20 protein-coding genes and 1 pseudogene are annotated in these 22,903 nt (G+C 63.0%); 13 read left to right on the forward strand and 8 right to left on the reverse strand.

Annotation, left to right across the window (positions count from 1 at the left end; genetic code table 11):
* Positions 1-16 precede the first annotated feature (16 nt).
* The gene (locus AB6804_RS19130) at positions 17-805 is read right to left on the reverse strand and encodes an ABC transporter ATP-binding protein (protein WP_244796513.1); all 789 of its coding nucleotides are present in this window, start codon (positions 803-805) and stop codon (positions 17-19) included.
* An 8-nt stretch (positions 806-813) separates the two neighbouring features.
* Positions 814-1,836, reverse strand: coding sequence for an ABC transporter substrate-binding protein (locus tag AB6804_RS19135; RefSeq protein WP_370887773.1), 1,023 nt, complete (start codon positions 1,834-1,836; stop codon positions 814-816).
* Between the two features lie 163 nt (positions 1,837-1,999).
* Between AB6804_RS19135 and AB6804_RS19140 the strand changes: the two genes are divergently transcribed.
* Positions 2,000-2,677, forward strand: coding sequence for a response regulator (locus tag AB6804_RS19140; protein WP_370887774.1), 678 nt, complete (start codon positions 2,000-2,002; stop codon positions 2,675-2,677).
* Positions 2,667-4,052 carry a sensor histidine kinase gene (locus AB6804_RS19145; protein ID WP_370887775.1) on the forward strand — a complete coding sequence of 462 codons (1,386 nt, stop codon included), beginning with the start codon at positions 2,667-2,669 and terminating at the stop codon, positions 4,050-4,052. Before AB6804_RS19140 ends, AB6804_RS19145 begins: the two co-directional genes overlap by 11 nt.
* Before the next feature lie 3 nt (positions 4,053-4,055).
* On the opposite strand, the gene AB6804_RS19150 is transcribed toward AB6804_RS19145, so the two are convergent.
* Positions 4,056-4,685 carry an HAD family hydrolase gene (locus AB6804_RS19150; RefSeq protein ID WP_370887776.1) on the reverse strand — a complete coding sequence of 210 codons (630 nt, stop codon included), beginning with the start codon at positions 4,683-4,685 and terminating at the stop codon, positions 4,056-4,058.
* A complete protein-coding gene (locus AB6804_RS19155; protein ID WP_370887777.1) occupies positions 4,682-5,041 on the reverse strand; it encodes a hypothetical protein in 360 nt (119 codons plus the stop codon). Before AB6804_RS19155 ends, AB6804_RS19150 begins: the two co-directional genes overlap by 4 nt.
* Positions 5,042-5,414: 373 nt before the next feature.
* On the opposite strand from AB6804_RS19155, the gene fae reads away from it, so the two are divergent.
* From fae to AB6804_RS19180, 5 genes and pseudogenes are all read left to right on the forward strand, one after another.
* The gene (fae, locus tag AB6804_RS19160) at positions 5,415-5,948 is read left to right on the forward strand and encodes a formaldehyde-activating enzyme (protein WP_370887778.1); all 534 of its coding nucleotides are present in this window, start codon (positions 5,415-5,417) and stop codon (positions 5,946-5,948) included.
* A gap of 123 nt (positions 5,949-6,071) precedes the next feature.
* Positions 6,072-6,767, forward strand: coding sequence for an ABC transporter ATP-binding protein (locus AB6804_RS19165; RefSeq protein WP_035960054.1), 696 nt, complete (start codon positions 6,072-6,074; stop codon positions 6,765-6,767).
* Positions 6,764-9,325 (forward strand): FtsX-like permease family protein, encoded by a 2,562-nt coding sequence (locus AB6804_RS19170; protein ID WP_370887779.1) that lies wholly within the window; start codon positions 6,764-6,766, stop codon positions 9,323-9,325. The genes AB6804_RS19165 and AB6804_RS19170 overlap by 4 nt, the downstream gene beginning before the upstream one ends.
* On the forward strand, positions 9,325-10,428 hold the full coding sequence (locus AB6804_RS19175) for a lipocalin-like domain-containing protein (RefSeq protein ID WP_370887780.1): 1,104 nt from the start codon (positions 9,325-9,327) through the stop codon (positions 10,426-10,428). Before AB6804_RS19170 ends, AB6804_RS19175 begins: the two co-directional genes overlap by 1 nt.
* A 281-nt stretch (positions 10,429-10,709) precedes the next feature.
* A pseudogene (locus AB6804_RS19180) lies at positions 10,710-11,762 on the forward strand (YeeE/YedE family protein); the annotation flags it as partial.
* A 3-nt stretch (positions 11,763-11,765) separates the two neighbouring features.
* On the opposite strand, the gene bluB reads toward AB6804_RS19180, so the two are convergent.
* Positions 11,766-12,410 (reverse strand): 5,6-dimethylbenzimidazole synthase, encoded by a 645-nt coding sequence (gene bluB, locus AB6804_RS19185; protein WP_370887781.1) that lies wholly within the window; start codon positions 12,408-12,410, stop codon positions 11,766-11,768.
* A 185-nt stretch (positions 12,411-12,595) separates the two neighbouring features.
* On the opposite strand from bluB, the gene AB6804_RS19190 reads away from it, so the two are divergent.
* Complete coding sequence (locus AB6804_RS19190; protein WP_370887782.1) at positions 12,596-13,615, forward strand: polysaccharide deacetylase family protein; 1,020 nt, start codon at positions 12,596-12,598, stop codon at positions 13,613-13,615.
* A gap of 24 nt (positions 13,616-13,639) precedes the next feature.
* Here AB6804_RS19190 and AB6804_RS19195 read toward each other — a convergent pair whose 3' ends face one another.
* Positions 13,640-14,650 (reverse strand): glycosyltransferase, encoded by a 1,011-nt coding sequence (locus AB6804_RS19195; RefSeq protein WP_370887783.1) that lies wholly within the window; start codon positions 14,648-14,650, stop codon positions 13,640-13,642.
* Positions 14,651-15,166: 516 nt separating this feature from the next.
* Positions 15,167-15,721: a serine O-acetyltransferase gene (locus AB6804_RS19200; protein ID WP_370887784.1), complete on the reverse strand. Its 555-nt coding sequence runs from the start codon at positions 15,719-15,721 to the stop codon at positions 15,167-15,169.
* A gap of 119 nt (positions 15,722-15,840) precedes the next feature.
* Here AB6804_RS19200 and AB6804_RS19205 point away from each other — a divergent pair, with 119 nt between their 5' ends.
* Positions 15,841-16,845 carry a right-handed parallel beta-helix repeat-containing protein gene (locus AB6804_RS19205; protein ID WP_370887785.1) on the forward strand — a complete coding sequence of 335 codons (1,005 nt, stop codon included), beginning with the start codon at positions 15,841-15,843 and terminating at the stop codon, positions 16,843-16,845.
* An 88-nt stretch (positions 16,846-16,933) separates the two neighbouring features.
* Positions 16,934-18,016 carry an EpsG family protein gene (locus tag AB6804_RS19210; RefSeq protein WP_370887786.1) on the forward strand — a complete coding sequence of 361 codons (1,083 nt, stop codon included), beginning with the start codon at positions 16,934-16,936 and terminating at the stop codon, positions 18,014-18,016.
* A gap of 56 nt (positions 18,017-18,072) precedes the next feature.
* On the opposite strand, the gene AB6804_RS19215 is transcribed toward AB6804_RS19210, so the two are convergent.
* Positions 18,073-19,077, reverse strand: a complete 1,005-nt coding sequence (locus tag AB6804_RS19215; RefSeq protein WP_370887787.1) for a GNAT family N-acetyltransferase — start codon at positions 19,075-19,077, stop codon at positions 18,073-18,075.
* Positions 19,078-19,553: 476 nt separating this feature from the next.
* Here AB6804_RS19215 and AB6804_RS19220 point away from each other — a divergent pair, with 476 nt between their 5' ends.
* The 3 genes from AB6804_RS19220 (at position 19,554) to AB6804_RS19230 (ending at position 22,798) form a co-directional block, all read left to right on the forward strand.
* On the forward strand, positions 19,554-20,696 hold the full coding sequence (locus AB6804_RS19220) for a GNAT family N-acetyltransferase (protein ID WP_370887788.1): 1,143 nt from the start codon (positions 19,554-19,556) through the stop codon (positions 20,694-20,696).
* Positions 20,697-21,255: 559 nt separating this feature from the next.
* Positions 21,256-22,362, forward strand: coding sequence for a hypothetical protein (locus AB6804_RS19225; RefSeq protein ID WP_370887789.1), 1,107 nt, complete (start codon positions 21,256-21,258; stop codon positions 22,360-22,362).
* Between the two features lie 193 nt (positions 22,363-22,555).
* Complete coding sequence (locus tag AB6804_RS19230) at positions 22,556-22,798, forward strand: hypothetical protein (RefSeq protein ID WP_370887790.1); 243 nt, start codon at positions 22,556-22,558, stop codon at positions 22,796-22,798.
* The last annotated feature ends 105 nt before the right edge of the window (positions 22,799-22,903 follow it).

Raw genomic sequence — 22,903 nt, forward strand, 5'->3', positions numbered from 1 at the left:
TCCTTTCGGACAAGGTTCAGCCGATTTGCACTTCTTCGCGCAAGTCGTGCCAGATATCGCGTGAGATTTCGATAAAGCGCGGGTGATACCGAATCTCCGACGTAATGCGCGGACGCGGCAAGTCGATCTCGTAGACCTTCTTGAGCGTCGCGGGCCGCGCGGTCAGCACGAAGACGCGGTCAGCAAGCGCAATGGCTTCTTCGAGATCGTGCGTGACGAATACGACCGATCCCGCGTTCGCCGACCAGAGCTCCAGCAGTTCGTCCTGCATGAGCGTGCGCGTCTGCATGTCGAGCGCGGAGAACGGCTCGTCCATCAGCAGGATTTCGGGCTTATTGATGAACGTCTGCGCGAGCGCCACGCGCTTTCTCATGCCGCCCGACAATTGATGCGGATAGTGCTTGCCGAATTTGTCGAGGCCAACGCGGCGCAGCCACTCGTTGGCTTCATCATAGGCGGCGGACTTTGAACGGCCCCGGTACAGCGGCCCGGCGGCGACGTTGTCGAGCACCGAGCGCCACGGAAACACGGCATCCGCCTGAAACACGAAGCCGATGCGCGGATCGATGCCATCGACGGGCGCGCCCATCACGCGCACTTCGCCGGTGGTCGGCTTGAGCAGGCCCGTGATCATGCCGAGCGTCGTGGACTTGCCGCATCCCGTCGGGCCGACGATCGCGACGAACTCGCCCTTCGCCACCGACATGCTGAAGTCGCGCAGCGCGACGGTCGCGCGGCCATCGGGCGAGATGAAGCGGCAAGAGACGTTGCGAAGTTCGATCGCGGGTTGTCGTGTCGTGTTCATCGCCGGCCTCATTTCGATGCCGACGCCATCGCCGCGCCCGACACGTACTCGTTCGAATACGTGCGCGCCAGATCGATATGCTTGCCCTTCACCGAAGGATTGAACGCCGACAGCACTTTCAGCACGGTATCCGGGCCATCGGCGGGCATCTTGCCGTCCTTCGTGAACATCGGCAGCGAGGCCTTCAGCGCGCCTACGTAGAGTTCCTTGTTCTTCGCGTAGTAATCCTTCGGCATCTTCTCGGCGATCTGCTCGGCGCTGTGCGTCGCGATGAAGTTCAGCGTCTTCACGAAGGCGCGCGACAATTTGGCGGCCTCGGCCTTGTGCGATTCGGCCCACGCGCGCTGCACGTAGAAGCTCGACGCCGGGTAAGTGCCGCCGAGCGCGGCGCGCGTGCCTTCGATGGTCCGCATGTCGACCAGCACCTTCGCGTCGCCGGTCTTGAGCAGTTGCGACACCGTCGGCTCCGTGGTCATGCCCGCGTCGATGCGCTCCTGCTTGATCGCCGCGATGAAGCTGTTGTCCGCGCCGACCGGCAGCAGCGTGTATTCCTTCGACGTCACGCCCGCGCGCTGCGCCAGGTATTGCGTGAGGAAGCTCGTCGATGAACCGAGGCCCGTCACGCCGAGCGTCTTGCCTTTGACATCGGCCATGCTCTTGATCGTCGATGATGCCTTGGTCGACACCACTTCCACTTCGCCCGGCACCTGACCGAACACGACGAGCGCCTGCACTTCCTTACCCTTGCTCTGCAGGTCGATGGTGTGATCGTAGAAGCCGACCACACCTTGCACCGCGCCGGCGAGCAATTCGTTCTCGGCATCGACGCCTGCGGGCTGCGAGAGGATTTCAACGTCGAGCCCTTCGTCCTTGAAGTAGCCGAGCTGCTCGGTCAGCTTCGCGGGCAGATAGATGATCTTGGTCGCGCCGCCGACCATGATCGATAACTTTTCCGCGTGGGCGGATACGGAAGCGGCGGCGAGCGCGAAAGCGACACCGGATAAAGCAGTGATCTGGCGCAGAGTACGCATCAGGAGTCTCCTTGAGATGGGCCGTCGTGCGCGGCCCGCTTTTCGAATGTGTGCGGCGATTATAGGAATGCCAAACCTTCTGCCAGCTTTCTGAGCGGATGCCGGAACATGGGTGTTAACCCGATGCATCGCGCATTCGCGAGACGCCCTACAATCGCGCGGCATGAAGCTGCTCCTGATCGAAGACAACCCGACGCTTTCACTCTGGCTCGCCAAGATGCTGGAACAGGAGGCGTTCACGCTCGACGCGGTGCAAGACGGCGAAGCGGCCGATCAACTGCTGCGCGCCAATCACTACGATGTCGTCCTGCTCGATCTCAACCTGCCGCGGCTGTCGGGCAAGAACGTTCTGCGCCGCATGCGGCAGCGCGGCGACGCGACACCGGTGATGATCCTCACGGCGAGCGGTTCCATCGACGAAAAAGTGGAACTGCTCGGCGCGGGCGCGGACGATTACCTCGTCAAGCCGTTCGAGGTCCGCGAACTGATTGCACGCGTGAAGGTGATGATTCGCCGGCGCAGCGCCGCGACGGCGAACGAAGTGTCGTGCGGCGATCTGGTCTTCGATATGGACACGCGCCAGTTCGCGCTCAAGGGCGCGCCCCTCAACGTGACGCCGCGTGAGCGCAGCGTGCTCGAGGCGCTGGTGCTGCGGCTCGGCAAGACGGTGTCGAAGGCGTCGCTACTGGACGCCATTTTCACGCACGAGGATCAGCCGAGCGAGGACGCGCTCGAAATTTACGTGTCGCGGCTGCGCAAGAAACTCGATGGCAGTTCCGCCGCGATCGTGACCTTGCGCGGGCTCGGCTATCTGCTTCGAAAGAAGGACGATGACCAATAGCCTGCGCGTTCGCCTTTTGTGGTGGCTGCTCGTGCCGCTCGCGTTGTATGTGTTCGTGACGGGCAAGGCCGCATACGACAACGCGCGCCACACGGCCGACCTCTTGCAGGAGAACACGCTGCTCGCGTCGGCGCGGATGATCGCGGGCGAAGTCGAGTGGTCGGACGGCATGTTGCGCGTCGACATACCGCCAGCGGCGCTCGAAGTGTTCGCATCGCCTCATGGCGATCAGGTCTACTACAACGTGAGCGTCGACGATGGCCGCCTGCTCGCGGGCCTGCCCGACTTCCCGTCGAACCGTGCTGCCGCCGAAGCCGCGACGCACGATACCCCCATTTACTACGACGCGGCTTTGCACGGCGCGTCGATCCGCGTGATCGGCTACGTGCGCCGCATGTACGACAACGGATCGATACGCCAGGTGCTCGTGTCGGTCGGCAAGACGCAGGCATCGCGCGATGCGATGGTGCGCCAGCTTTGGCGCGGGCAGCTCGTGCGGCAGATCGAGATCGTCTTGCTCGCGGTGGCGCTGGCATGCATCGGCCTGACCTTCGAACTGCGTCCGCTCCTGAAGATCAAGGAAGAGGTGATGGATCGCGATCCGATGCAGCTCGAACCGCTGCGCGTCGAGCGCCTGCATGCGGAGTTGCGGCCTATCGTCGATGCGATCAATCAGTGCATTGCGCGGCTCGGCGTGCAGGTGGCGGCGCAGCGGCGCTTCATCGCGGATGCGGCGCATCAGTTGCGCACGCCGCTGACCGTGCTGGAGACGCAGGTGCAATATGCGCGGCAGCATCGTGCGCTCGAGCCGTCGCTGAGCGAAGCGCTCGCGGCGATGCAGCGCAGCACGCGCTCGATGGTCGGCCTGACCAACAAGCTGCTGCTGCTCGCGCAAGCCGAAGCGGCGGATTACACGCAACTGGCGACGCAGAAAGCGGACCTGTCGGGCATCGCGAAAGAGGTGGTCGAGGACCTCGCGCTGGTTGCCGAGAAGCGCGGCATCGATCTCGGCGCGGAACTGGGCGATGCGGCGTGGATCATCGGTCATGAGGGATTGCTTGCGGCGCTCGTGTTCAACGTGACGGAAAACGCCGTGCGCTATACGCAATCGGGCGGGCACTTGACCGTCGCGGTGGCGCGCGACGGCGAGCGCGTGACGCTCGCCGTTACCGACGACGGGCCGGGCATACCGGCGGAAGCGCGCAGCCGCGTGTTCGAACCGTTCTATCGCGCATCGGCGGATACCGAGGGGACGGGGCTCGGGCTTGCGATTGCGCGTGAGATCGTGCAGGCGCATCGCGGGGAGATCGCGATTTCGGCAAGCGAGCCTTCGGGGAGGGGCGTGGTGGTGGCGGTGCGGTTTGCGGCGGCGTGAGGATCAGGCGGCGAGAGGCGGAAGCGGGCCGGTTCCACGAATCCACGCGACATCGGCCAGTTCGGCCATTTCCTTGTCGCCCCGGCTATCGCCGTAAGCGAAGAGCTTCGCAGGAGGATCGTCGCGCCACCAGCCCTTAAGGCGCGCCACTTTCTCGGGACCCCAGCAATTGCCGCCTATGAAACGGCCCGTGAAGCCGTGGTCGCCGAGTTCGAGTTGCGTGCAAAGAACTGTACCGATGCCCGCCTTCTCCGATGCCCATATCTGCAAATACAACGACGGCGACGCACTGACGAGCACGACTTCGTGCCCGAGCGCCCGATGCGCGTCGATGCGCTCGATCATCTCCGGGCGGATCATCGCGATAAGGCGCGACGCACAGAACGAACGCGCGGCATCGGCCAGTTCGACGTGTGACAGGCCGCGCAAGGCATGACGTAGAAACGCGGCCTTCGCGACGCCACGGTCGCATGCGCCGATAGCCATGCCAAGCAATTGCGGCCCGGCAAGCACGCCCGCCGTCATGAATCGCGCGACGCCCGCTGTGTGCAGCACGAACGCCTTCAGGCTGTCGCCGGTGGTGATGGTGCCGTCGAAATCGAATGCGGCGATGGTTCTTGCGCGTCGTGTCATCGGAAAGTGTGCTTCGTGGCCTGGTGTGCCGCCAACGCGGCGGGCAGGGTCACGTTCATCAGTTGATCGGTGCGAGACAGCAGATTGACGATCTCCGCTTCGAAGCCGCGCGCCTGGAGCGAGAGCAGGTCCACTTGCTGAAACGCCTGCTGGACGATTGCGCGGCGATCGCGCAGCGCATTCGACGCAGTCGCATCGTCCGGATTGCCGTCGATATCGGCAACGGCGCACAAGGCCGCAAGACCGATGCCCAGCCCCTCGCGCGCCTGCATCACGGTCTTCTGTATCGCGTCGATGCGCGGCGGCATCAACTGCCGATCGCGCCTTCGATGCGCGGCCGATGCTTCGGATACCACTCGGGAAACCGCTGCATCGCCAGTTCAAAGCAACGGTCGAAGCGGATGGCCGCTTTCGCCGAGTAGCGCGCGTGCCGGCTTCATCGTTCTCGTCTCGTTCTTTTCTGAGTGATGCTGATCGATCTGCGCGCAAAACGCCTCCGAATTGCGCGGATGTAAGGCGGCATTGGACGATGGAAGAAAGCGAATCGCAATAGCGGAGACACTTTGAGTCAGAAATGCTCACTTGTTTGGCGACGACGCGTTGAACAAAGTGTCACGCCGGCGGGTCGTCGACTGCGAAAAGCGCGTGGTGGCGGAGTGCCTGAGCCCATGGCACCCTCCTTGCATCCCCTCTCCACTTCGCATAACCGACGACCCAAGGAGCCGCCTCATGCCTCAAGACCTCACCTTCCGCGCGGGCGAAGCCACCGTTTTCGCCGCGCCCGGCCAGGCCACCGACGCCATGCCGGAAATCCTGATTGGCCGTGTCGACGGCCCCGTCGGTCATGCGTTCGCGAACATGATGGCGCAGTCGAAAGGGCATACCGCGATGTTCGCGATCCGCGCATGCAATCAAATGGTCCGGCCCGCGACGATGATCGTCCCGAAGGTCACGCTGAAGGACATGCCGACCATCGAGCTATTCGGCGGCGTGGTTCAGTCGGCCACCGCCGATGCCGTCGTCGATTGCCTGATCGAAGGCATCCTGCCGAAGGAGCACGCCAACGAGCTATGCATCATCAGCCTCGTGTGGATCGATCCGCGCTGCGTGACCGACGCCAATCTCGACAAGAAAGACATGTATCGCACCAACTACGAAGCGACGAAGCTCGCCATCCAGCGCGCGATGAACAACGAGCCGAGCGTGGAGACGCTGATCGCGAACCGCCACAGCATCAGGCACGATATGGACGACTGGAGCTGATTCAAACGGCATCCTCACTAAAAGCGCGCTGCGGCGCTTCAAAGGGCGCAAAGGCGCGTTCACATCCTACGAAACACCTAGGCATAATAGGCAACACCCGAGAACACCGGAACGCGCCTGCCTATGACCCGCCCAGCACTGGAATGCCGCCGCCTTCATAAAACTTTCGGTTCTGGCAGAACCATTCTCGCGGGACTGGACTTCACGCTCGGATCGAGCGAATTCATCGCGATCATGGGCGACTCGGGCGTCGGCAAGTCCACGCTGCTGAATCTCATCGCGGGACTCGACGCGCCGGACAGCGGCGAAATCCTCATCGACGGCGTATCAATCTCCGCCTTGAGCGACGAAGCCGCCACCCGCACACGCCGCGAAAAGCTCGGCTTCGTGTTTCAGGCGTTTCACGTGCTGCCGCATCTGACGCTCGTGCAGAACGTCGCCGTGCCGCTCCTCCTCAATGGCATGCCCATCGCGCCGGCGCACGGCATGCTCGCGGCAGTCGGCCTCTTCAATCGTCAGGACGATCTTCCGCGCCAGCTTTCGGGCGGCGAACTGCAGCGCGTGGCGATCGCGCGGGCGCTGGTGCATCGGCCGCGCCTGATCCTCGCCGATGAACCCACCGGCAATCTGGATCCGCAAACTGCGCACGAAATCCTCGGCTTGCTGCGAACGGAAACGCGAGCGACCGGCGCCGCCGCGATCATGGTCACGCACTCGGAAGCGGCGGCAGCCTTCGCCGACCGCGTGCTGGTTCTCGCCGACGGCGCCCTGCACGAGGCCGCATCGCTTTCGGCGTTCAACGAAGCGCGTGCACGATGACGGCGCGCCCGGCCGCTCATCGCCTGCTGTCCCGCTGGCTGCTCGGCGCGCAATGGCGCAGTCATCGCGGACGCGCGCTCGTCGCCATTCTCACGATCGCCCTGGGCGTCGGGCTCGGCTATGCGGTGCAACTCATCAACAGCGCCGCGTTCAACGAATTCTCCGCCGCCGCCCGCAGCCTTTCCGGTCAGGCGGACTTGCAGGTGCGCGGCGTGCAGCCATACATCGACGAACGTCTCTACCCGATACTCGCGATGCGCCCCGGCGTCGCGATGGCGAGTCCCGTGCTCGAAGTCGATGTCGCCGTGCCGAAGCAGAGCGCGCCGCTGAAAGTCCTCGGCATCGACGTGTTCCGCGCGAAACGCATCGCGCCCGATCTGACCGGCGTGCCGTCGCCGCAAGCGCCGCTCGACGTCTTATCGGACGATGCGATCTTTCTTTCGACCGCCGCGCAGCAATGGCTGCATACCGGCGTGGGCCTGCAGGTCGATTTGCAAAGCGGCACGTCGCCGGTGCCGCTGCGCGTGGCGGGCGGCGTCGTGCGGGCGTTGCCGGGGCAGCGCATCGGCGTGATGGACATCGCCGCCGTGCAGTCGCGCTTCGGCATGCAGGGCCGGCTGACGCGCATCGACCTGCAACTGGCGCGCGGGGTCGATCGCGAAGCGTTTCAGCGCGCGTTGCAGGACGAACTCGGCGCGCGCATCGTCGTCGGGCAGACGCGGGATATCGAAAGCCGCACCGACAGGCTGTCGCGGGCGTATCGCATCAATATGAACGTGCTGGCGCTCGTCGCGTTGTTCACGGGCGCGTTCCTCGTCTTTTCGACGCAGGCCGCGGGCGTGGTGCGACGCCGCGCTCAATTCGCGATGCTGCGCGTGCTCGGCATGACGCGCGGGCATCTGGTTCGGCAGATTATGACGGAAGGTGCGTTGCTGGGCGTCGCGGGCGCGGTGCTCGGCATCGCGCTGGGGTTCACGGTCGCGGGCATCGCGCTGCGCTTCTTCGGCAGCGATCTGGGCGGCGGATACTTCCCCGGCGTCCAGCCGCGCGTTCACTTCGAGCCGGTCTCGACGGCGGTTTTCCTCGCGCTCGGCATCGGCGTGGCGCTCGCCGGCACGCTCGTTCCGGCGCTCGAAGCGGCTCGCGCACGGCCCGCGCCGGCGTTGAAGGCGGGCAGCGAGGAAGCCGCGCTCTCGCCGCTGTCGACGCCGTGGCCCGCGCTGTTCTGTCTTGCGCTCGGCGCGGCGCTGACGCAGGCGCCGCCCATCGACGATGCGCCCTTCGCCGGCTATGCGGCTGTCGCACTGTTGTTGATCGGCGGGATCGCGCTGATGCCGCGCCTGACCGCCATCGTCTTCGGCACGGCGAGCATCACGCATGGGTGGCTGCGCGCGAAGCGCAAGCGCAGCGCGGTCGCGACGCTTGCGCTCGCGCGGCTCGCGAACGCGCCGGGGCAGGCGTCGATTGCAATGGGCGGCGTGCTGTCGAGTTTCACGCTGATCGTCGCGATGGCGATCATGGTGGCGAGCTTTCGCGTGTCGGTCGTGGACTGGCTGGAGCATCTCCTTTCCGCCGATGTCTACGCGCGCGTGGTGTCGAGCGGCGACACGGGCGGCCTCACGCCGGACCAGCAGGCGCAGATCGCGGCGACCAACGGCGTGGCGCATGCGGCGTTCTCGCGGGCATCGCAGGTCACGCTCGATGCATCGAAACCGCCGGTCGCGCTGATCGCCCGCGAGATCAACGAGTCCGATCCGGGCGCGATGCTTCAGATGACCGGCGCGACGCTGCCGCCCGAATCGTGGCGCACCGATGAAACGCCGGTCTGGGCGTCCGAGGCAATGGCGGACCTGTACGGCTACCGCACCGGGCAACGGCTGACGCTGCCGGTCGGCGGCGAGAGCGAGCGCTTCGTCGTCGCGGGCATCTGGCGCGACTATGTGCGGCAGACCGGTGCGCTGCAGATTCGTCTCGCGGACTATCGGCGGCTGACCGGCGACATGGGCGCGACCGATGCGGGCATCACCCTGCGCAAGGGCGCGTCGGCGGGACAGGTCATCGCGGCGCTGCAGAAGCTCCCGTTCGGCGATGCGCTCGAGTTCTCGCAGCCCGGCGATATCCGCGCGCGCACGCTGACCATTTTCGATCGCAGCTTTGCGGTCACGTATCTGCTCGAGGCGGTGGCGATCGTCATCGGCCTGTTCGGCGTGGCCGCGACGTTTTCGGTGCAGACGCTCGCGCGCTCGCGGGAGTTCGGCATGCTGCGGCATGTCGGCGTGACGAAAAAGCAGATTCTCGCGCTGCTCGCCTCCGAAGGCGGCCTGCTCACGGTGCTCGGCATCGCGGTGGGCTGCGTGCTCGGCTTCGCGATCAGCCTGATTCTCGTGTTCGTCGTGAATCCGCAATCCTTCCATTGGACGATGTCGCTGCACGTGCCGTGGACGATGCTGCTCATCATCGGCTGCGTGATGCTGGTGTCCTCGTGTACGACGGCGGTGCTGGCCGGGCGGCGCGCGGTTTCGGTCGATGCGGTTCGCGCTGTGCGGGAGGACTGGTGATGCGCGCTTTATCGACGATGCTCATCGCGCTCCTATCGACTGCCGCGCTCGCGGCCGAACCGCAGTTCGCGGCGGTCGTGCCTGGGCGAGCGATCGATTGGCCGCAGGACAGCGGCGCGCATCCGCCGTATCGCACGGAATGGTGGTACGCGACCGGCTGGCTGGAGACACCGGACCACAAGCCGCTGGGTTTTCAGATCACGTTTTTTCGGTCGAGCACCGGAAAGGGCGGGGGCGACGGCGCGTTCGATCCGGCGCAACTGATCGTCGCGCACGCGGCGTTGTCCGATCCGGCGTATGGACGGCTCGTGCACGATCAGAACATCGCGCGGCAGGGCTTCGGGCTGGCCTATGCGAACGCGGGCAATACCGATGTGAAGCTCGATGCGTGGCGCATGGTTCGCGATCCGGATGGCCGTTATGCCGTCGACGCCGACGCCGATGCCGCGGGTTTCGCGCTGCATCTCGTCTTTACGCCGACGCAGCCGCCGATGATCCAGGGTGAGAGCGGCTATTCACGCAAGGGTCCGCAGCCGCAGCAGGCGAGCTATTACTACAGCGAGCCGCAATTGCAGGTGAGCGGCCGGGTGACGCGGCCGTCGTCGTCGGGGAAGGGCGAGACCGTCGACGTGAAGGGCAGCGCGTGGCTCGATCACGAGTGGTCGAGCACGCTGCTTTCGGCGGACGCATCGGGCTGGGACTGGCTCGGCGCGAATCTGGACGATGGCGCCGCGCTAATGGCCTTCAAGGTCCGCTCCCGCGATGGCCGGGCGGTCTGGTCACACGCTGCGCTGCGCGGCAGCGATGGCCGCACGACGCAATACGGCCCCGGCGATGTGGAATTCACGCCGGAGCGCCAGTGGCGATCGCCGCGCACGAACACGGAGTATCCGGTGGCGATGACGGTGCGCGTCGGCGGGATGCGCTGGCGTCTGGCTCCGCTGATCGACGATCAGGAGCTGGATTCGCGCGAATCGACGGGCGCGGTGTATTGGGAGGGCGCGGTGACGGTGACGGGCGAAGCGCAGAGCGCCGGGCGGAGGGGGAGAGGGTATCTGGAGCTGACGGGGTATGCGAAGGCGGTGGAAGGGGGGAAGCGGTGAATCAACGCCGGCTGCCCGGTTCCGACAGGCAATGATCCCTTTTTGATTCAATCCCGCTTTGTTCTTTCGCTTGCCCGGCGTGAACGCAAAAGCGCGAGTTGCAATGGGTGGCATGAGCGAAGGTCTCATTGACGGTGCCGCAACCGGCTCAATGCTCGCCCGCGGAACACGCAATGCTTCCAGAAAAGCACTTCAGCCCGTGCGCCAGCGCGCCTCCCCCAAAACCCGCACAATACCGGGTTAACCCTCTACAAAACCCAGAAAGTCATGTCCGACCTGTGCTTTACCACGCGGCGTTCGGCTTCACTTCCGCGTGGCGCGTCTTCATCGCCGATGGCCGCGGCGCCGGTCTTCGCGCGCAAATGGTCATGCTCGCTGTCGGCGTCGCGCTGTTCTTCCCCGCGCTCGCCGCAGGCACGCTGTTCGGCATGCCGGTGACCGGGCTCGTATCGCCCGCAGGCACGTCGGTGGTCGTCGGCGCGTTCATCTTCGGCATCGGGATGCAACTGGGCGGCGGCTGCGCGTCCGGCACGCTCTATACCGTCGGCGGCGGCAGCACGCGCATGATCGTGACGCTCCTCGCGTTCATCGCCGGATCGGTGATCGCGACCGCGCACATGCCGTTCTGGACCGCACTCCCTTCGCTTCCACCGATATCGCTCGTCAAGTCGATGGGTCTCGCGCCCGCGCTCGCCTTCAACTGGATTCTGTTCGCGTTGATCGCGGCATTGACCGTGTTCATCGAGAAGCGCCGGCACGGAAGGCTCGTCGCGGCGCACGTGCAGCCCGCGCATACGTCGCCGTGGCTGCATGGGCCGTGGCCGTTGCTGGCAGGCGCGCTCGCGCTCGCCGTGCTCAACTTTGCGACGCTCGCGTTGTCCGGACGGCCGTGGGGCGTCACGTCGGCGTTCGCGTTGTGGGGCGCGAAGGCGGCTTCCGCGATGGGCGTCGACGTCGCAAGCTGGCCCTACTGGATGAGCAAGGCCAACGCCGCGACGCTCGCCGCGCCCATCTCGCACGACGTGACCTCGGTGATGGACATCGGCATCGTGCTCGGCGCGATGCTCGCCGCCGCGCTCGCCGGACGCTATGCGCCGATCTGGCGCGTGCCGATGCGCTCGCTGATCGCCGCCATCGTCGGCGGGCTGCTGCTCGGTTACGGCGCGCGGCTCGCCTATGGCTGTAACATCGGCGCGTATTTCAGCGGCATCGTGTCGGGCAGCCTGCACGGCTGGCTGTGGCTCGTGGCCGCGTTCTTCGGCAACGTGCTCGGCACGCGGCTGCGTCCGGTGTTCGGACTGGAAGTCGAGCGGCTCAAACCCACGTCCTGCTGATTCTCACTCGCGCGGCCACCGGTTCTCGAAGACGCATTCCTCCGGCGGCCGCCGCTTCGCCCAGCCTTCCGTTTCGAGCATCGGCGCGTCGTAGAAGCGGTCGACGTGGCCAATGCACAGGATCGCCACCGGCCGCGCCCCTGCCGGCATCGCGAGCAATTCGGCAATTTCTCGCGGGTCGAACAGCGATACCCATCCCATGCCGATACCCTCGGCGCGCGCCGCGAGCCACATGTTCTGAATCGCGCAGGCCACCGACGCAAGGTCCATCTCGGGCAACGTGCGGCGACCGAACACGTGGTGCTCGCGGCCGTCCATCAGCGCCATCACGAGCAATTCCGCGCATTCGCGCATGCCTTCCACCTTCAGCTGCATGAACGCATCGCGGCGCTCGCCGAGCGCGTCGGCGGTGAGAAGCCGCTCGCGTTCCACCGCTGCATGCAGCTGCTCGCGAACCTGCGCGCACGTGATCCGCACGATCCGCCACGGCTGCATGAAGCCGACGCTCGGCGCGTGCAATGCGGCATCGATGAGCCGCTGCATGATCTGCGGCGCGACGGGATCGCTCACGAAGTGGCGCATGTCGCGTCGTTGCGCGATCGCGCGGTAGACGGCGTTTCGTTCTGATTCGCTGAAAGTCTCGTTCATTCGTCGATAGGCATGCATGCGCGGTAGCGCAACTGTATCCGCATCGAGCAATCGCGCACAGCCGTGACACGCGCAAAGTTGCGCGACGGTGCGGTACGCCACCATCGCCGCCGGGAAAATAGGCGAGCATGTCCGATGCCGTTCGGCACGCTCGCCGTCCGCATCCTCATCGACCAGGCAGGCACATGACATTCGATCACGGCGTATTCACCGTCTCGCTCGACTTCGAACTGCTGTGGGGCGTGCGCGAGACGCGGACCATCGAAAGCTACGGCGAAAATCTGCGCGGCGGGCGGCGCGCGATTCCGCAGATGTTGAGCGTCTTTGGCAACAGCGGCATTCATGCGACATGGGCGACCGTCGGCTTCATGTTTCACCGCGATACCGCCGAACTCAAAGCGAGCCTGCCGGCAGCGCGTCCGCACTACAAGCGGCCCGGAATATCGCCGTACGAATATATCGATGCCGCGCATGAACTCGATCCGCTCTATCACTTCGCGCCCGACCTGATTGCACGCATCGCCGCGCAGCCGGGCCAGGCCATCGGCACGCACACGTACTCACACTATTACTGTCTGGAAGAAGGGCAGGGCGTGCGCGAGTTCGAAGAGGACATCGCCTATGCGGTGGACGTGGCGCGGCGCTCGGGCGTGAACATCACGAGCATCGTGTTTCCGCGCAATCAATGCAACGATGCGTATCTCGCCGTGCTGATGAAGCATGGCATTCTTTGCTATCGCGGCACGCAAGGCGGACACGCCTATGCAGCCTCCGACAAGGCAGGACAGAGCCGCGTCAGGCGCGCGAGCCGCCTGCTCGATGCCTATGTCAACGTGTCGGGCCACAACACGCACGCGCTCGAGGACTGCTTTCGTTCGATGCCGTTCAACTTTCCGGCGAGCAGCTTTCTGCGGCCCTTCAAGCGCAAGGTCGCGATGCTGGACACGCTGCGCCTGAACCGGATAAAGGATGCGATGACGCACGCCGCGATCCACAAGCGGCTCTATCACCTGTGGTGGCATCCTCATAACTTCGGGCGGGACACGGCGGAGAACATCGCGTTCCTGCAGCGTATCGCGGATCACTACGTCGTCCTTCGCGAGCGATACGGCTTCGTTTCGCTGAACATGGAAGAACTGTGCGCGCTCGGCGGGCGTCTTTACGCGGATGGACGTGCGTCCAGCGCGCTCGAAACCGCCGTGTGATCCGGGCGGTTCCGAGTCTGAATATTAGCGGCGCGTTTCGTGCGACGTGGCCGGCGTGATCGAAGAATGGCCGAGCAGGAAGCGCGGCGTCTTGAAGCGCACGATGCACGCATAGAACCACACGTACGCGCCGACGAACACGATGTCCGTTGCGAACAGCACGACCGGCTGATTCCAGAAGAACGATGCTGGCACGACGCCCACCGAGCACAACGCCCACAGATACGGCGATGTGCGCGCGTTGCGCCGGCCTCGTTGGCGGGCGTCGCGATAATCGGCCCCGCGCAGCGCGATGCGCCGATAGATCAGCGTATGAAGATGCACGCCATCCGGTTCGCTGACGGGCCGCCCGCGAACGAACTTGCGCCGGTAGATCGAAAAGATCGTCTCGAAGAGCGGGTAGATGGCCACCACGGCCGCGTACCACGCCGATACGTTCGGATGCCGTGCGATCAGCAGCACGAGCAGCTCCGCCATGAGAAAGCCGATGAAATACGCGCCGCCGTCGCCGAGGAAGATCGCCGCGCCGGGGTAGTTCCATACCGCGAAGCCGAGGATGGTGCCGATCATCGTCAATGCAACGCTCATGATGAGCCAGTCGCCGACCTGATGCGCGACAAAGCCGATCGAGCCGAAGATGAGGATAGCCGACACCGACGCAAGCCCGTTCATGCCGTCGATGAGATTGATCGCATTGGTCAGGCCCGACACCGTGAGCACGGTCAGGCCGATGGCGACCGGCATGAGCGCGAGGCCGCGATCGACGATAGGCAGATCGACGCGGCCGAGCACCGCGTTCAGTGCATAGACCGCGCAGATCGCGCCGGCCATCGCGGCGAGCAGCCGGATACGCGGACTCACGCGCTTCGTCACGTCTTCGACGCTTCCGGCAAGAAACGGTATCGCCGCACAGCCGAGCAGCAGCAGCGACTCGCCCGGCGGGTTGGCGTCGAACATGCCGCCCACGATGAACGTGATTCCAGTCCCGCCCACGATGGCCACGCCTCCGATGCGCGGAACAGGGACGGTGTGCATCTTCTGTACGCCCTTCAAGTCGGAGTCGAGCCATCGAGAACCGGCGCGAGTCGTGTATTTCACGATCCAAAGAGTCAGACAAAACGATGTCAGGCAACCGAGGGCGAGATTCAGCATTGTCGTGTGCTCATGGTCAACAGCGCGGACGGTTGATCGGATCGCGAAGTAAGAGCCTACTCCGATATGGCAGGCCGATGCGTCGGCCCACGAGTCTTGCAATGAAGCTGCTGCGTCAGGCGATGTTCCGGATATGCAATCGGCGAAACGAGTGAATAACCCTTTTTATTCCCGCGTTTTTTATGATTAATCAGGGATATCCCGCTAAGCGAATCATGTTGGGAGTCCGAATATCATCTCTCGACACGCCTTTTTAATGGCACGTTTTTTTGTTGGTGAAATGTTGGCTAGGCCGCGTATCGGTCAACAATTGGCCGCTCTCAAAAGCCTTCTTTTGTGCATTGGAGGCATGGCAGACGCAGCGTATGTCGATATTATGACGGCGACTTTACGTGGCGCTCACGCAGTCCATCGTCGAAGCACATATCTGCCCTCCCGATTGCGCGCGAGGTCATCGCTCAGCACGCGCGCAGGCACGCCCGCAACGGTGACGTTGGCCGGTACATTCGTGGTTACGACACTGCCCGCGCCGATGGTCACTGAATCGCCAATCACGACGTCTTCGACGATGCACACATGCGGCCCGATATACACGTTATCCCCAATGGTGGCCGCCTGACCATGATTCGAGCCGATGGTCACGCATTGCGAGAGATTACAGTTCGCGCCAATTACGGCTGTTTCGTTCACCACGATATTTCCGAAGTGCCCGATAAAAAGGCCCGGCCCCACGATTGTGCCGGCCGGAATGACGATTCCGAACTGACGCTGCTTGCGGCGAAGAATAATTCTCAGGAGTACGCCAAGTACTCCGCGCGGTCTCGACGAAGCCAGGCGGAACCACACGGAATAGTTGAATCCTTCGGAGGATACGAACTTCCGAACGAGCGTGCCCGTATCGACTGCCCCCGCATAGCGGTACAGATCGCTTCTGATCAGATCGATCGCTTTCATCGGTAACCTAACGAAGGTGCGGTGCGCGGTAGCGTAACGGGCTGTTCATCGCGTATAAGTTTGAGAACTAACATTTCATTCGATGTCTTCCAACGACGCAAAGAGGAGTTTGCCGCGTCATGCGAAAAAGAAGGCTTGCACTAAAACTCATTGCCTCCGGCGCGCTGGTGAAAACCCTTGCTGAAACGCCCGTTCGTGCAGCGGATATCGTGAGGTCGAGCGCGTTCGGCGTAAAGGGCGACGGAACCAGCAACGACCGCTTGCGCCTTCAGGCCGCTATCGATGCATCCGTCGACAAGACGCTCGTCATCGATGGCCGTTGCCGCATCGACGCGAAGGGCCTCGATTTGCGCAGCGGGTCGCGCGTGCGCTTCGAGCCGGCCGCGTCGATCAAGCTGCTTGCGCACGATACGCCCTTTTACCAGATCATTCGCATCTGGGACGTGACGAACGTGGTCCTGGAGAACGCTGCGCTGGATGGCAGCAAGGAACTGAACGCCGCAACGCCGAAGCGTCGCGATGAAGGCTACGGAATGGGCATCTCCATCGCGGGCAGCACGAACGTAACGATTCGGTCGGCGGTCACCACCGGCTGCTGGGGCGATGGCGTCTACATCGCGAGCAGTTATCGCTCGCCGCACGTGCCGCCGGAAGACATTCGCCTGATCGAGCATCGCGCGAGCGATTGCAGGCGGCAGGGCGTATCGATCATCAGCGGCAGGAACATCACGCTCGAGCGGTGCACGTGGCAGAACATCGCAGGGACGGCGCCTTCAGCGGGGCTGGACATCGAACCGAATTCCAACCGTGACGTGCTCGAAAATATCCGCGTGGTCGATCCGGTCACGCGCAATTGCAAGATCGGCATTCTGGTCTTTCTTGCGGAGATTCCGGGGCCGCTTGCGAAGCACGTCGATATAACGATCAGCGGTCATCGCGATGAAGGATCGAGTGACAATGCTTTCAGCGTATCCGGCCTCGATACGAAAGGCTTCATCGTGAAAGGGCGCGTGGAAAGCCGGTCGCCTACCTGGATCCAATCGCGGCTCGCGTCCGTGGAAAACGTCGACTACGACAAGCGCGGGCCAACTATCGTCGTGACGGGATTGCGGCTGATTCGTTAGAGCTTTCGAGATGCTGTGGGACAGCGCACAGACTGCGCGCGCGCATGAAAGCACGCTGTTCGACGCCACTAGACGCGAGGATTCTCCGATGAGAGCAAGAGCGATGCAGGGCCGAAGCGCGTCGAACTGGCGTGCCGTGCATCGTGCGCAGCATTTTCTCGCGACGCCGGGCGGCTGGCTGTTCGTCACGCTCGCGGTCGTCATTCTGGTCATCATGGCGACGACGCCGCGTCATGTATCGAGCGTGCTCGACCAGGACAATTACCTCGAGTACTTTCGAAGAACGACCTGGGACTGGTTCGTCAGCACCTACAAGGCGCGCACGTCGACGCTTTCATTCGTCATCAGCACGGTCACCGAGGAATTCGGCTGGCGCGCCTGGGTGGTCGGGCTGAATGCGCTGGGATTCACGCCTGAAACGGGCGTCCGCATCACGGTCGTCATGCTCAATGCGCTCGTGTTCATCGCGCTGCTCGAGGTGAGGCGGCCGCTGCTCGGCCTCGTCCTTTGGGCCGTGGTGCCGATGGCGCTCGCGACGGTCGGCACGTTCCAGATTCGTCAGGGCATGGCGTTCGGCATCGCAATGCTTCTCACGCTGCGTTATCACCGCCCCGTCACCGGATGGGTGCTCGCGTGCTTCATTCACACGACCTTCGCGATACCGGCGCTGCTTCTGCTGACCATACGGCTATGCGGCGACCGCAGGCGGCTCGCCTTCGGCAGCGCGAGCGCGATGGCTTTCATGCTGGTGTCATCGGCGGGTTTCCTGTTCAGGAACTTCGGTGGCAGGCGAATCGAGGAATACTCGGGATATCAGAACGATTTCACGATCAAGCTCGTCGTGCTGCTCGTCATCTACATGACGGCTTCGATCGTGTTTCTATATTCGGAATGGAAGAACCGCCCGGAGGCAAAATCGACTGTCTGGACCGAGCTATGCACCATGCATATCGTTCTGGTGCTTTATTTGTTGCTTGCGTTTTTGCTCTTTCCGTTCGGCAAGGGACGCGTATGGTACTGCATCCCGTTGATGATGACTTTCATCGTGCCGCAGATTCGTTTCAGGAACGCATTCTCGATATGGTGGGTAGTAGGGATAATGCTGGTGCTGTCCGCTGAAGTGATCAAGAGCTATTACGAAGGCGTGTACGCGTACTTCATCGGCAGTTAGAACGAATCGCGCGATTTGTCATCGACGGCATCGAGCCGCCGATGACGAACGCGGTATCAGGGCTTTTCGAGCGGCGCTTTGCGCAGGCGTTTCGCGCCGGTCTTGCTTGCCATCTTCTCGCCGCGAAGCACGGTGCGCAGCGCGCCGTAATCCGCGCGCATGCGTTCGATTTCATAGCGTGTCACGAGCCGTCCGCCGAAACCCGATAGAAAGTCGAGTATCGTCGCGGTGGAGATGCCGTCCAGGTCAAAGATCAGCTTCTTCTCGCGCGCAATGCGCGCCGCTTCCCAGATCAGCAGACTGATTGCGCCGCCGTGTGCATCCGCGCGGCGCGACGACAGCATGTAATACACCGCACGGTCGTCCCAGACCAGCGCGGTTTCCGCGACGAGCATGCCGTTGTCGTCGAATGCGCCGAGCATCACACCCGCATTGCGCGTTCGCACTTCACCGAGCACGCGCCGCATGATCGTCGAGCCGTAGACGTTGTTGCGTTTGCGAATGGCGAGGTTGCTGTCGTAGAAGTCGACAAAACTATCGGGGCTCGCAATCTCCCGTATCGTGAGGCGTTCGGTCGCACGCCGCACCCAGTTGCGCGTATTCCGGCGAAGCGCGGACCACGCTTCGCTTTCGGTGCGTTCGGGGGGAATCTCCATCGTGTAGCCGATGGAGACATCGTAGCCATGCAACGAAAATGCGATGGCCTCCGCTTCCGACATGCGCGTGTCCATCAATTGATGAAAGTGGGCGCACGGCGGCAGCTTCGCGACGAGTTGATCCGCGATCTCCATGCGATAACACCACTCGCGATCACTGCCGCCTGCACGTTGCGGCTTGATGACGGGTCCGAGCGTGCGCGTCAGCGGCGGCAATTCGGAAATGCGCCACAAGCCTTTGCGTTCCAGCATATAGGGCATTTCACCAATGACGTCGTCGCCCTGTTTGACTTCGACAACGCCCCATTTTCCGTCTGTCGCTGCTTCGAGCCACCACGGTTCATGGAAGATGGATCGCGCGGTCAGACCTTGCGGCTTGATATTACCCGCCGGGACGGTCTTCACGCTCTCCTTCGCTTTATTCGGTTTCGCTTTCGTCGGCTTCGGCTTCGTTGCAACAGTGGAAGCGCTGACTGAATAGCATTCGTTGTCCATTGTCCCTCGCAACTCGGTTCATGATGCAGTTCGCTACGCGTTTAAATCTGCGAAAGGCTTTGAGACGCAAGCGTTCCTACGCAGTCGACCGCGCTCGGATGCTGGTGAATCGGGTGACGAAGCGTTGTCGACGTTGTATGTCAGAAGAGGCAATGCATAAGTTTCGACGATGTCAAGCACGGTCGTCGCGCGACTTATTACAAGCGATTACCGCAGGGTAATGGACCACTCGCGTGCACCACTGTACGGCATCGCACGTTGCGCCGGTTGCTTTGCGATGCAAGATGCGCAAGCACAGGACAGCCAACAGTTTGCTTCCCATGCGCGTTTCGGGACACTGTTCGAGGCACAGATATCGTAACCCATGCATCGCCGCAGAGACACTCATGATTGCACCAGCCTACCGTATCGACATCATCAAAACGACAGAGGAATTCCATGCGCTCGCCGACGAATGGCAGGCGTTGTGGCGTCGCGCCGGCGGACGGCATCACGAATCGTTCGTGACGTGCTGGCTGAGCTGGGAGCGCGTGGCGAAGCCGATCGGACGTTCGTTGCGCATCGTTGCGGTTCGTCGCGATGAGCGGCTCATTGCGGTGTGGCCGCTCGTTCGTTCGCGCAACCGGCTGTGGACCGTGCTACGGCCGTTGAGCCCGGAATCGGCGGACTATACGACCGTGCTGATCGACCCCGAACATGTATCAGTTGAACTGATTGAATCGATATGGCGTGCGGCGCTGGAGCGGTGTCCGTCCGATATCTTTCTGCTTCCGTATCTCGATCACGACGACACGCTGTTCCGCCTCGCCAGCAGCCATCAGGGATTGATGACGTCGAAGGCGCATCCTTATGCCATCGCGCGCTTGTCGCGTGAGAAGGACTGGGAGAGCTTCGCGGCGTCGCTTGGCACGCTGTCGGGAAAGAAGCCGGGCGCATTGCTCAGGCGTCTGGAACGGCAGGGCAAGGTCGAGATGCGGATACTCGGCCCCGGCGACCAAGAAGAGAACGCACGGATGATCGACTGGATGCTCGCGTGCAAGCGCAGTTGGGCCGAGCGCGTGGACAAGAAGGGCGCATGGCTCTACTCGCAGGCGTTCCGCGATTATCTCGTCGCGCTGGCCAACCACCCCGCCGATAGCGACGGCAGGCCGTACGCCCGCGTCATGGTGCTGATGCTCGACGGCGCACCGGTCGCGGCGAACATGGTCGGCCTCGGCAGAAGCATCATGCTCGGCGTGATGGCGGGATTCGACCGCGACCACAGCAAACTCGCGCCCGGAGCGATCACGACCGAAGCTTGGGTGCGCTGGGCGGTGGAAAACGGCATGGACTTCGATCTCGGCGTCGGGTCGGAGACATTCAAACCCTACTGGAGCAAGGGGAATATGTCGGCGGCGTCCAGCATTCAGATCGCGCGATCGTCGTGGGGACGCGTGGCATTCGCCGTCAACGACGGGATTAGCAAGCTCGCGGCGCTTCGCGCTGAAATGCGACGCGGCAAAGCGAAAGTCGCGTCGGAAAAACTCTAAAGAGCGATTTTCGGGGAATAGAGCAATCAAATCAGATTTCAGCCAATAAATTCATAAGAATATAAACGGCAAGATATTCACTTTTCTTCATACTTGAAACCCGTGGTTCGGTAGCCACGACGGGTTTCATTCTCACCAACCACGATTTATTTTCAATCGTCGGATCAATAGACCAGCGTTTTCCCCAATCCCACGTCTGGCGGGGGATTGCGCGAACGTACGTGCCCGCCATTTCGACCTGTCCCCACTCGATTGTTACATCGCGTTACGAAACGTTCGGAATTGTCATACCACGTTCTGTATCATACGGACCCGGTATCGGTATTAGATACTTTGCGCGTAAGCGTTATGAAGTAAGTTTGACCGGCATTCGTGGCCTTGCATGCTTTGGGCAACTTTTTCGCCCCGGTTGAACGGCTTTGCATTCGTCCGATTTCGGTCTCGACGGACATTCCTTTTCCTCAGTCGCCTATTAATAACGTCAAGCACAATGCTATTTTTCAAAGATAATCACGTTTCTTCCGATCAAATTCACAACCCGCTTTTCACCCGCCGCAAATTGCTGAACGCAGTTGCCGCCTGCACCGGTGTGATGGTGCTCGCCGCTTGCGGCGGCGGCAGCGCCGATGATCTCGCGGCCACCGACAAGCGGTGGCGTCGCAGCCCGGCCGCGGCGACCACGGCGGCGGCATCGAGCACCAACGTTGCATCGTCGACGCAAGCAGCGGCCAGCACCGCGACGTCCGGCACGGTCGTCGACGCAAGCTCGTTCGGCGTAAAGGCCGACGGCGTCACCAACGACCGCGTCGCGCTGCAGAAGGCCATCGACGGTTCCGTCGGCAAGATCCTGCTGATTTCGGGCAAGGTCCGCATCGACTCCGCAGGCGTCGACCTGCGCACGAATTCGCACATCCGCTTCGCAACTGGCGCGTCGATCAAGCTGCTCGCGCACAGCACGCCCAGCTACCAGATCATGCGTATGTGGGACGTGAACAACGTGCAGATCGAGAACGCCTATCTCGACGGCAGCAAGGAACTCAATTCCGCGACCAACGATCCGAACGAGGGCGGTCAGGGCATGGGCCTTTCCATCGCCGGCGCGACGAACGTCACGATCACGTCACCGACCACGATCAATTGCTGGGGCGATGGCGTGTACATCGGCAATTCGTATCGCACGCGCACGACGGCGAGCAATGGCGTGACGATCACGAAGCACGTTTCGGACGGCAACCGCCGCCAGGGCGCGACGATCACGAGCGGCAGCAACATCACGTTCGATACGCCGACGTGGTCGAACACGAAGGGCACGATGCCTTCGGCCGGCCTCGACATCGAGCCGAACGACAACAATGCGGTGCTGCAAAACATCAAGGTCATCAGCCCGACGACCAACAACACGCGTTACGGCATCCTCGTGTATCTCGGCGCGTTGCCGGGCCCGGTCGCCAAGAACGTGTCGATCGACATCACCAATCACCGCGACAACGCCGCTTATCACGTGGCGTATGCGGTGGGCGGCCTGCAACTGAACGGCCGTACGGTGACGGGTCACATCACCAGCGACAAGCCGGTCTACATGCACTCGGCGCTCGGCTTCAGCAAGACGGACTGGGACAACGCCGGTCCTTCGGTCGAAGTGACCAACATGACGTACACGCGCTAAACGAAAGCGTTTAGCCGTTGATGGGAGGCCGGCGCGTCAGGCCGGTCTCTCTTTCACGCAACTGTCTTTTTCTGACAATCACCTGCACCCACCCTCAACTTTCGGCGGAAAATGCCGAAAACTAATGGCATGGATGCTGCTCTAAGTAGTCCCGGCTGCGGGATTACCCAGCGTCGATCCGTCTGGAGAGGGAATGGACTTCGCCACTACTGTCGGCACGATAGTGTTCTTTGCTGTCGTCGCGCTCGCCTTGCTGGCGGCGGCCGACGTGCTGCTGCCTTCGCGCCGGCGGCATCGGCGCGCCAAGGGCAGCGACGAAGGCGGCGGCGAGCGATCGCCCGGTCTGCGGAGCGGCCTGCGCGGCCGCATGCACGAGCCGGACGAACTCGAGCCCAAGGAAGCGGGGCATTCATCGCGCTCCAGTCATCAGAAATGACTCTGCCTGTGCAAATTCTGCGTTCTTGACAGCACGCCATGCCGCAATCGGTGGCGCATGCGCAATCCTCAGTCTGTCAGTCGACGCCCGACGCAATCTCCACAT

The organism is Caballeronia sp. RCC_10 (genome assembly GCF_041360715.1).
Lineage (GTDB): Bacteria > Pseudomonadota > Gammaproteobacteria > Burkholderiales > Burkholderiaceae > Caballeronia > Caballeronia grimmiae.

What these genes read in the sequence shown, in the direction of transcription:
- AB6804_RS19150 (WP_370887776.1), bottom strand. Translation starts at nt 4,685, where the DNA reads ATGACACGACGCGCAAGAACCATCGCCGCATTCGATTTCGACGGCACC.
- AB6804_RS19145 (WP_370887775.1), top strand. Translation starts at nt 2,667, where the DNA reads ATGACCAATAGCCTGCGCGTTCGCCTTTTGTGGTGGCTGCTCGTGCCG.
- AB6804_RS19130 (WP_244796513.1), bottom strand. Translation starts at nt 805, where the DNA reads ATGAACACGACACGACAACCCGCGATCGAACTTCGCAACGTCTCTTGC.
- AB6804_RS19200 (WP_370887784.1), bottom strand. Translation starts at nt 15,721, where the DNA reads ATGAAAGCGATCGATCTGATCAGAAGCGATCTGTACCGCTATGCGGGG.
- bluB (WP_370887781.1), bottom strand. Translation starts at nt 12,410, where the DNA reads ATGAACGAGACTTTCAGCGAATCAGAACGAAACGCCGTCTACCGCGCG.
- AB6804_RS19195 (WP_370887783.1), bottom strand. Translation starts at nt 14,650, where the DNA reads ATGCACACCGTCCCTGTTCCGCGCATCGGAGGCGTGGCCATCGTGGGC.
- AB6804_RS19205 (WP_370887785.1), top strand. Translation starts at nt 15,841, where the DNA reads ATGCGAAAAAGAAGGCTTGCACTAAAACTCATTGCCTCCGGCGCGCTG.
- AB6804_RS19210 (WP_370887786.1), top strand. Translation starts at nt 16,934, where the DNA reads ATGAGAGCAAGAGCGATGCAGGGCCGAAGCGCGTCGAACTGGCGTGCC.
- AB6804_RS19165 (WP_035960054.1), top strand. Translation starts at nt 6,072, where the DNA reads ATGACCCGCCCAGCACTGGAATGCCGCCGCCTTCATAAAACTTTCGGT.
- AB6804_RS19140 (WP_370887774.1), top strand. Translation starts at nt 2,000, where the DNA reads ATGAAGCTGCTCCTGATCGAAGACAACCCGACGCTTTCACTCTGGCTC.
- AB6804_RS19220 (WP_370887788.1), top strand. Translation starts at nt 19,554, where the DNA reads ATGATTGCACCAGCCTACCGTATCGACATCATCAAAACGACAGAGGAA.
- AB6804_RS19135 (WP_370887773.1), bottom strand. Translation starts at nt 1,836, where the DNA reads ATGCGTACTCTGCGCCAGATCACTGCTTTATCCGGTGTCGCTTTCGCG.
- AB6804_RS19175 (WP_370887780.1), top strand. Translation starts at nt 9,325, where the DNA reads ATGCGCGCTTTATCGACGATGCTCATCGCGCTCCTATCGACTGCCGCG.
- fae (WP_370887778.1), top strand. Translation starts at nt 5,415, where the DNA reads ATGCCTCAAGACCTCACCTTCCGCGCGGGCGAAGCCACCGTTTTCGCC.
- AB6804_RS19190 (WP_370887782.1), top strand. Translation starts at nt 12,596, where the DNA reads ATGACATTCGATCACGGCGTATTCACCGTCTCGCTCGACTTCGAACTG.
- AB6804_RS19170 (WP_370887779.1), top strand. Translation starts at nt 6,764, where the DNA reads ATGACGGCGCGCCCGGCCGCTCATCGCCTGCTGTCCCGCTGGCTGCTC.
- AB6804_RS19230 (WP_370887790.1), top strand. Translation starts at nt 22,556, where the DNA reads ATGGACTTCGCCACTACTGTCGGCACGATAGTGTTCTTTGCTGTCGTC.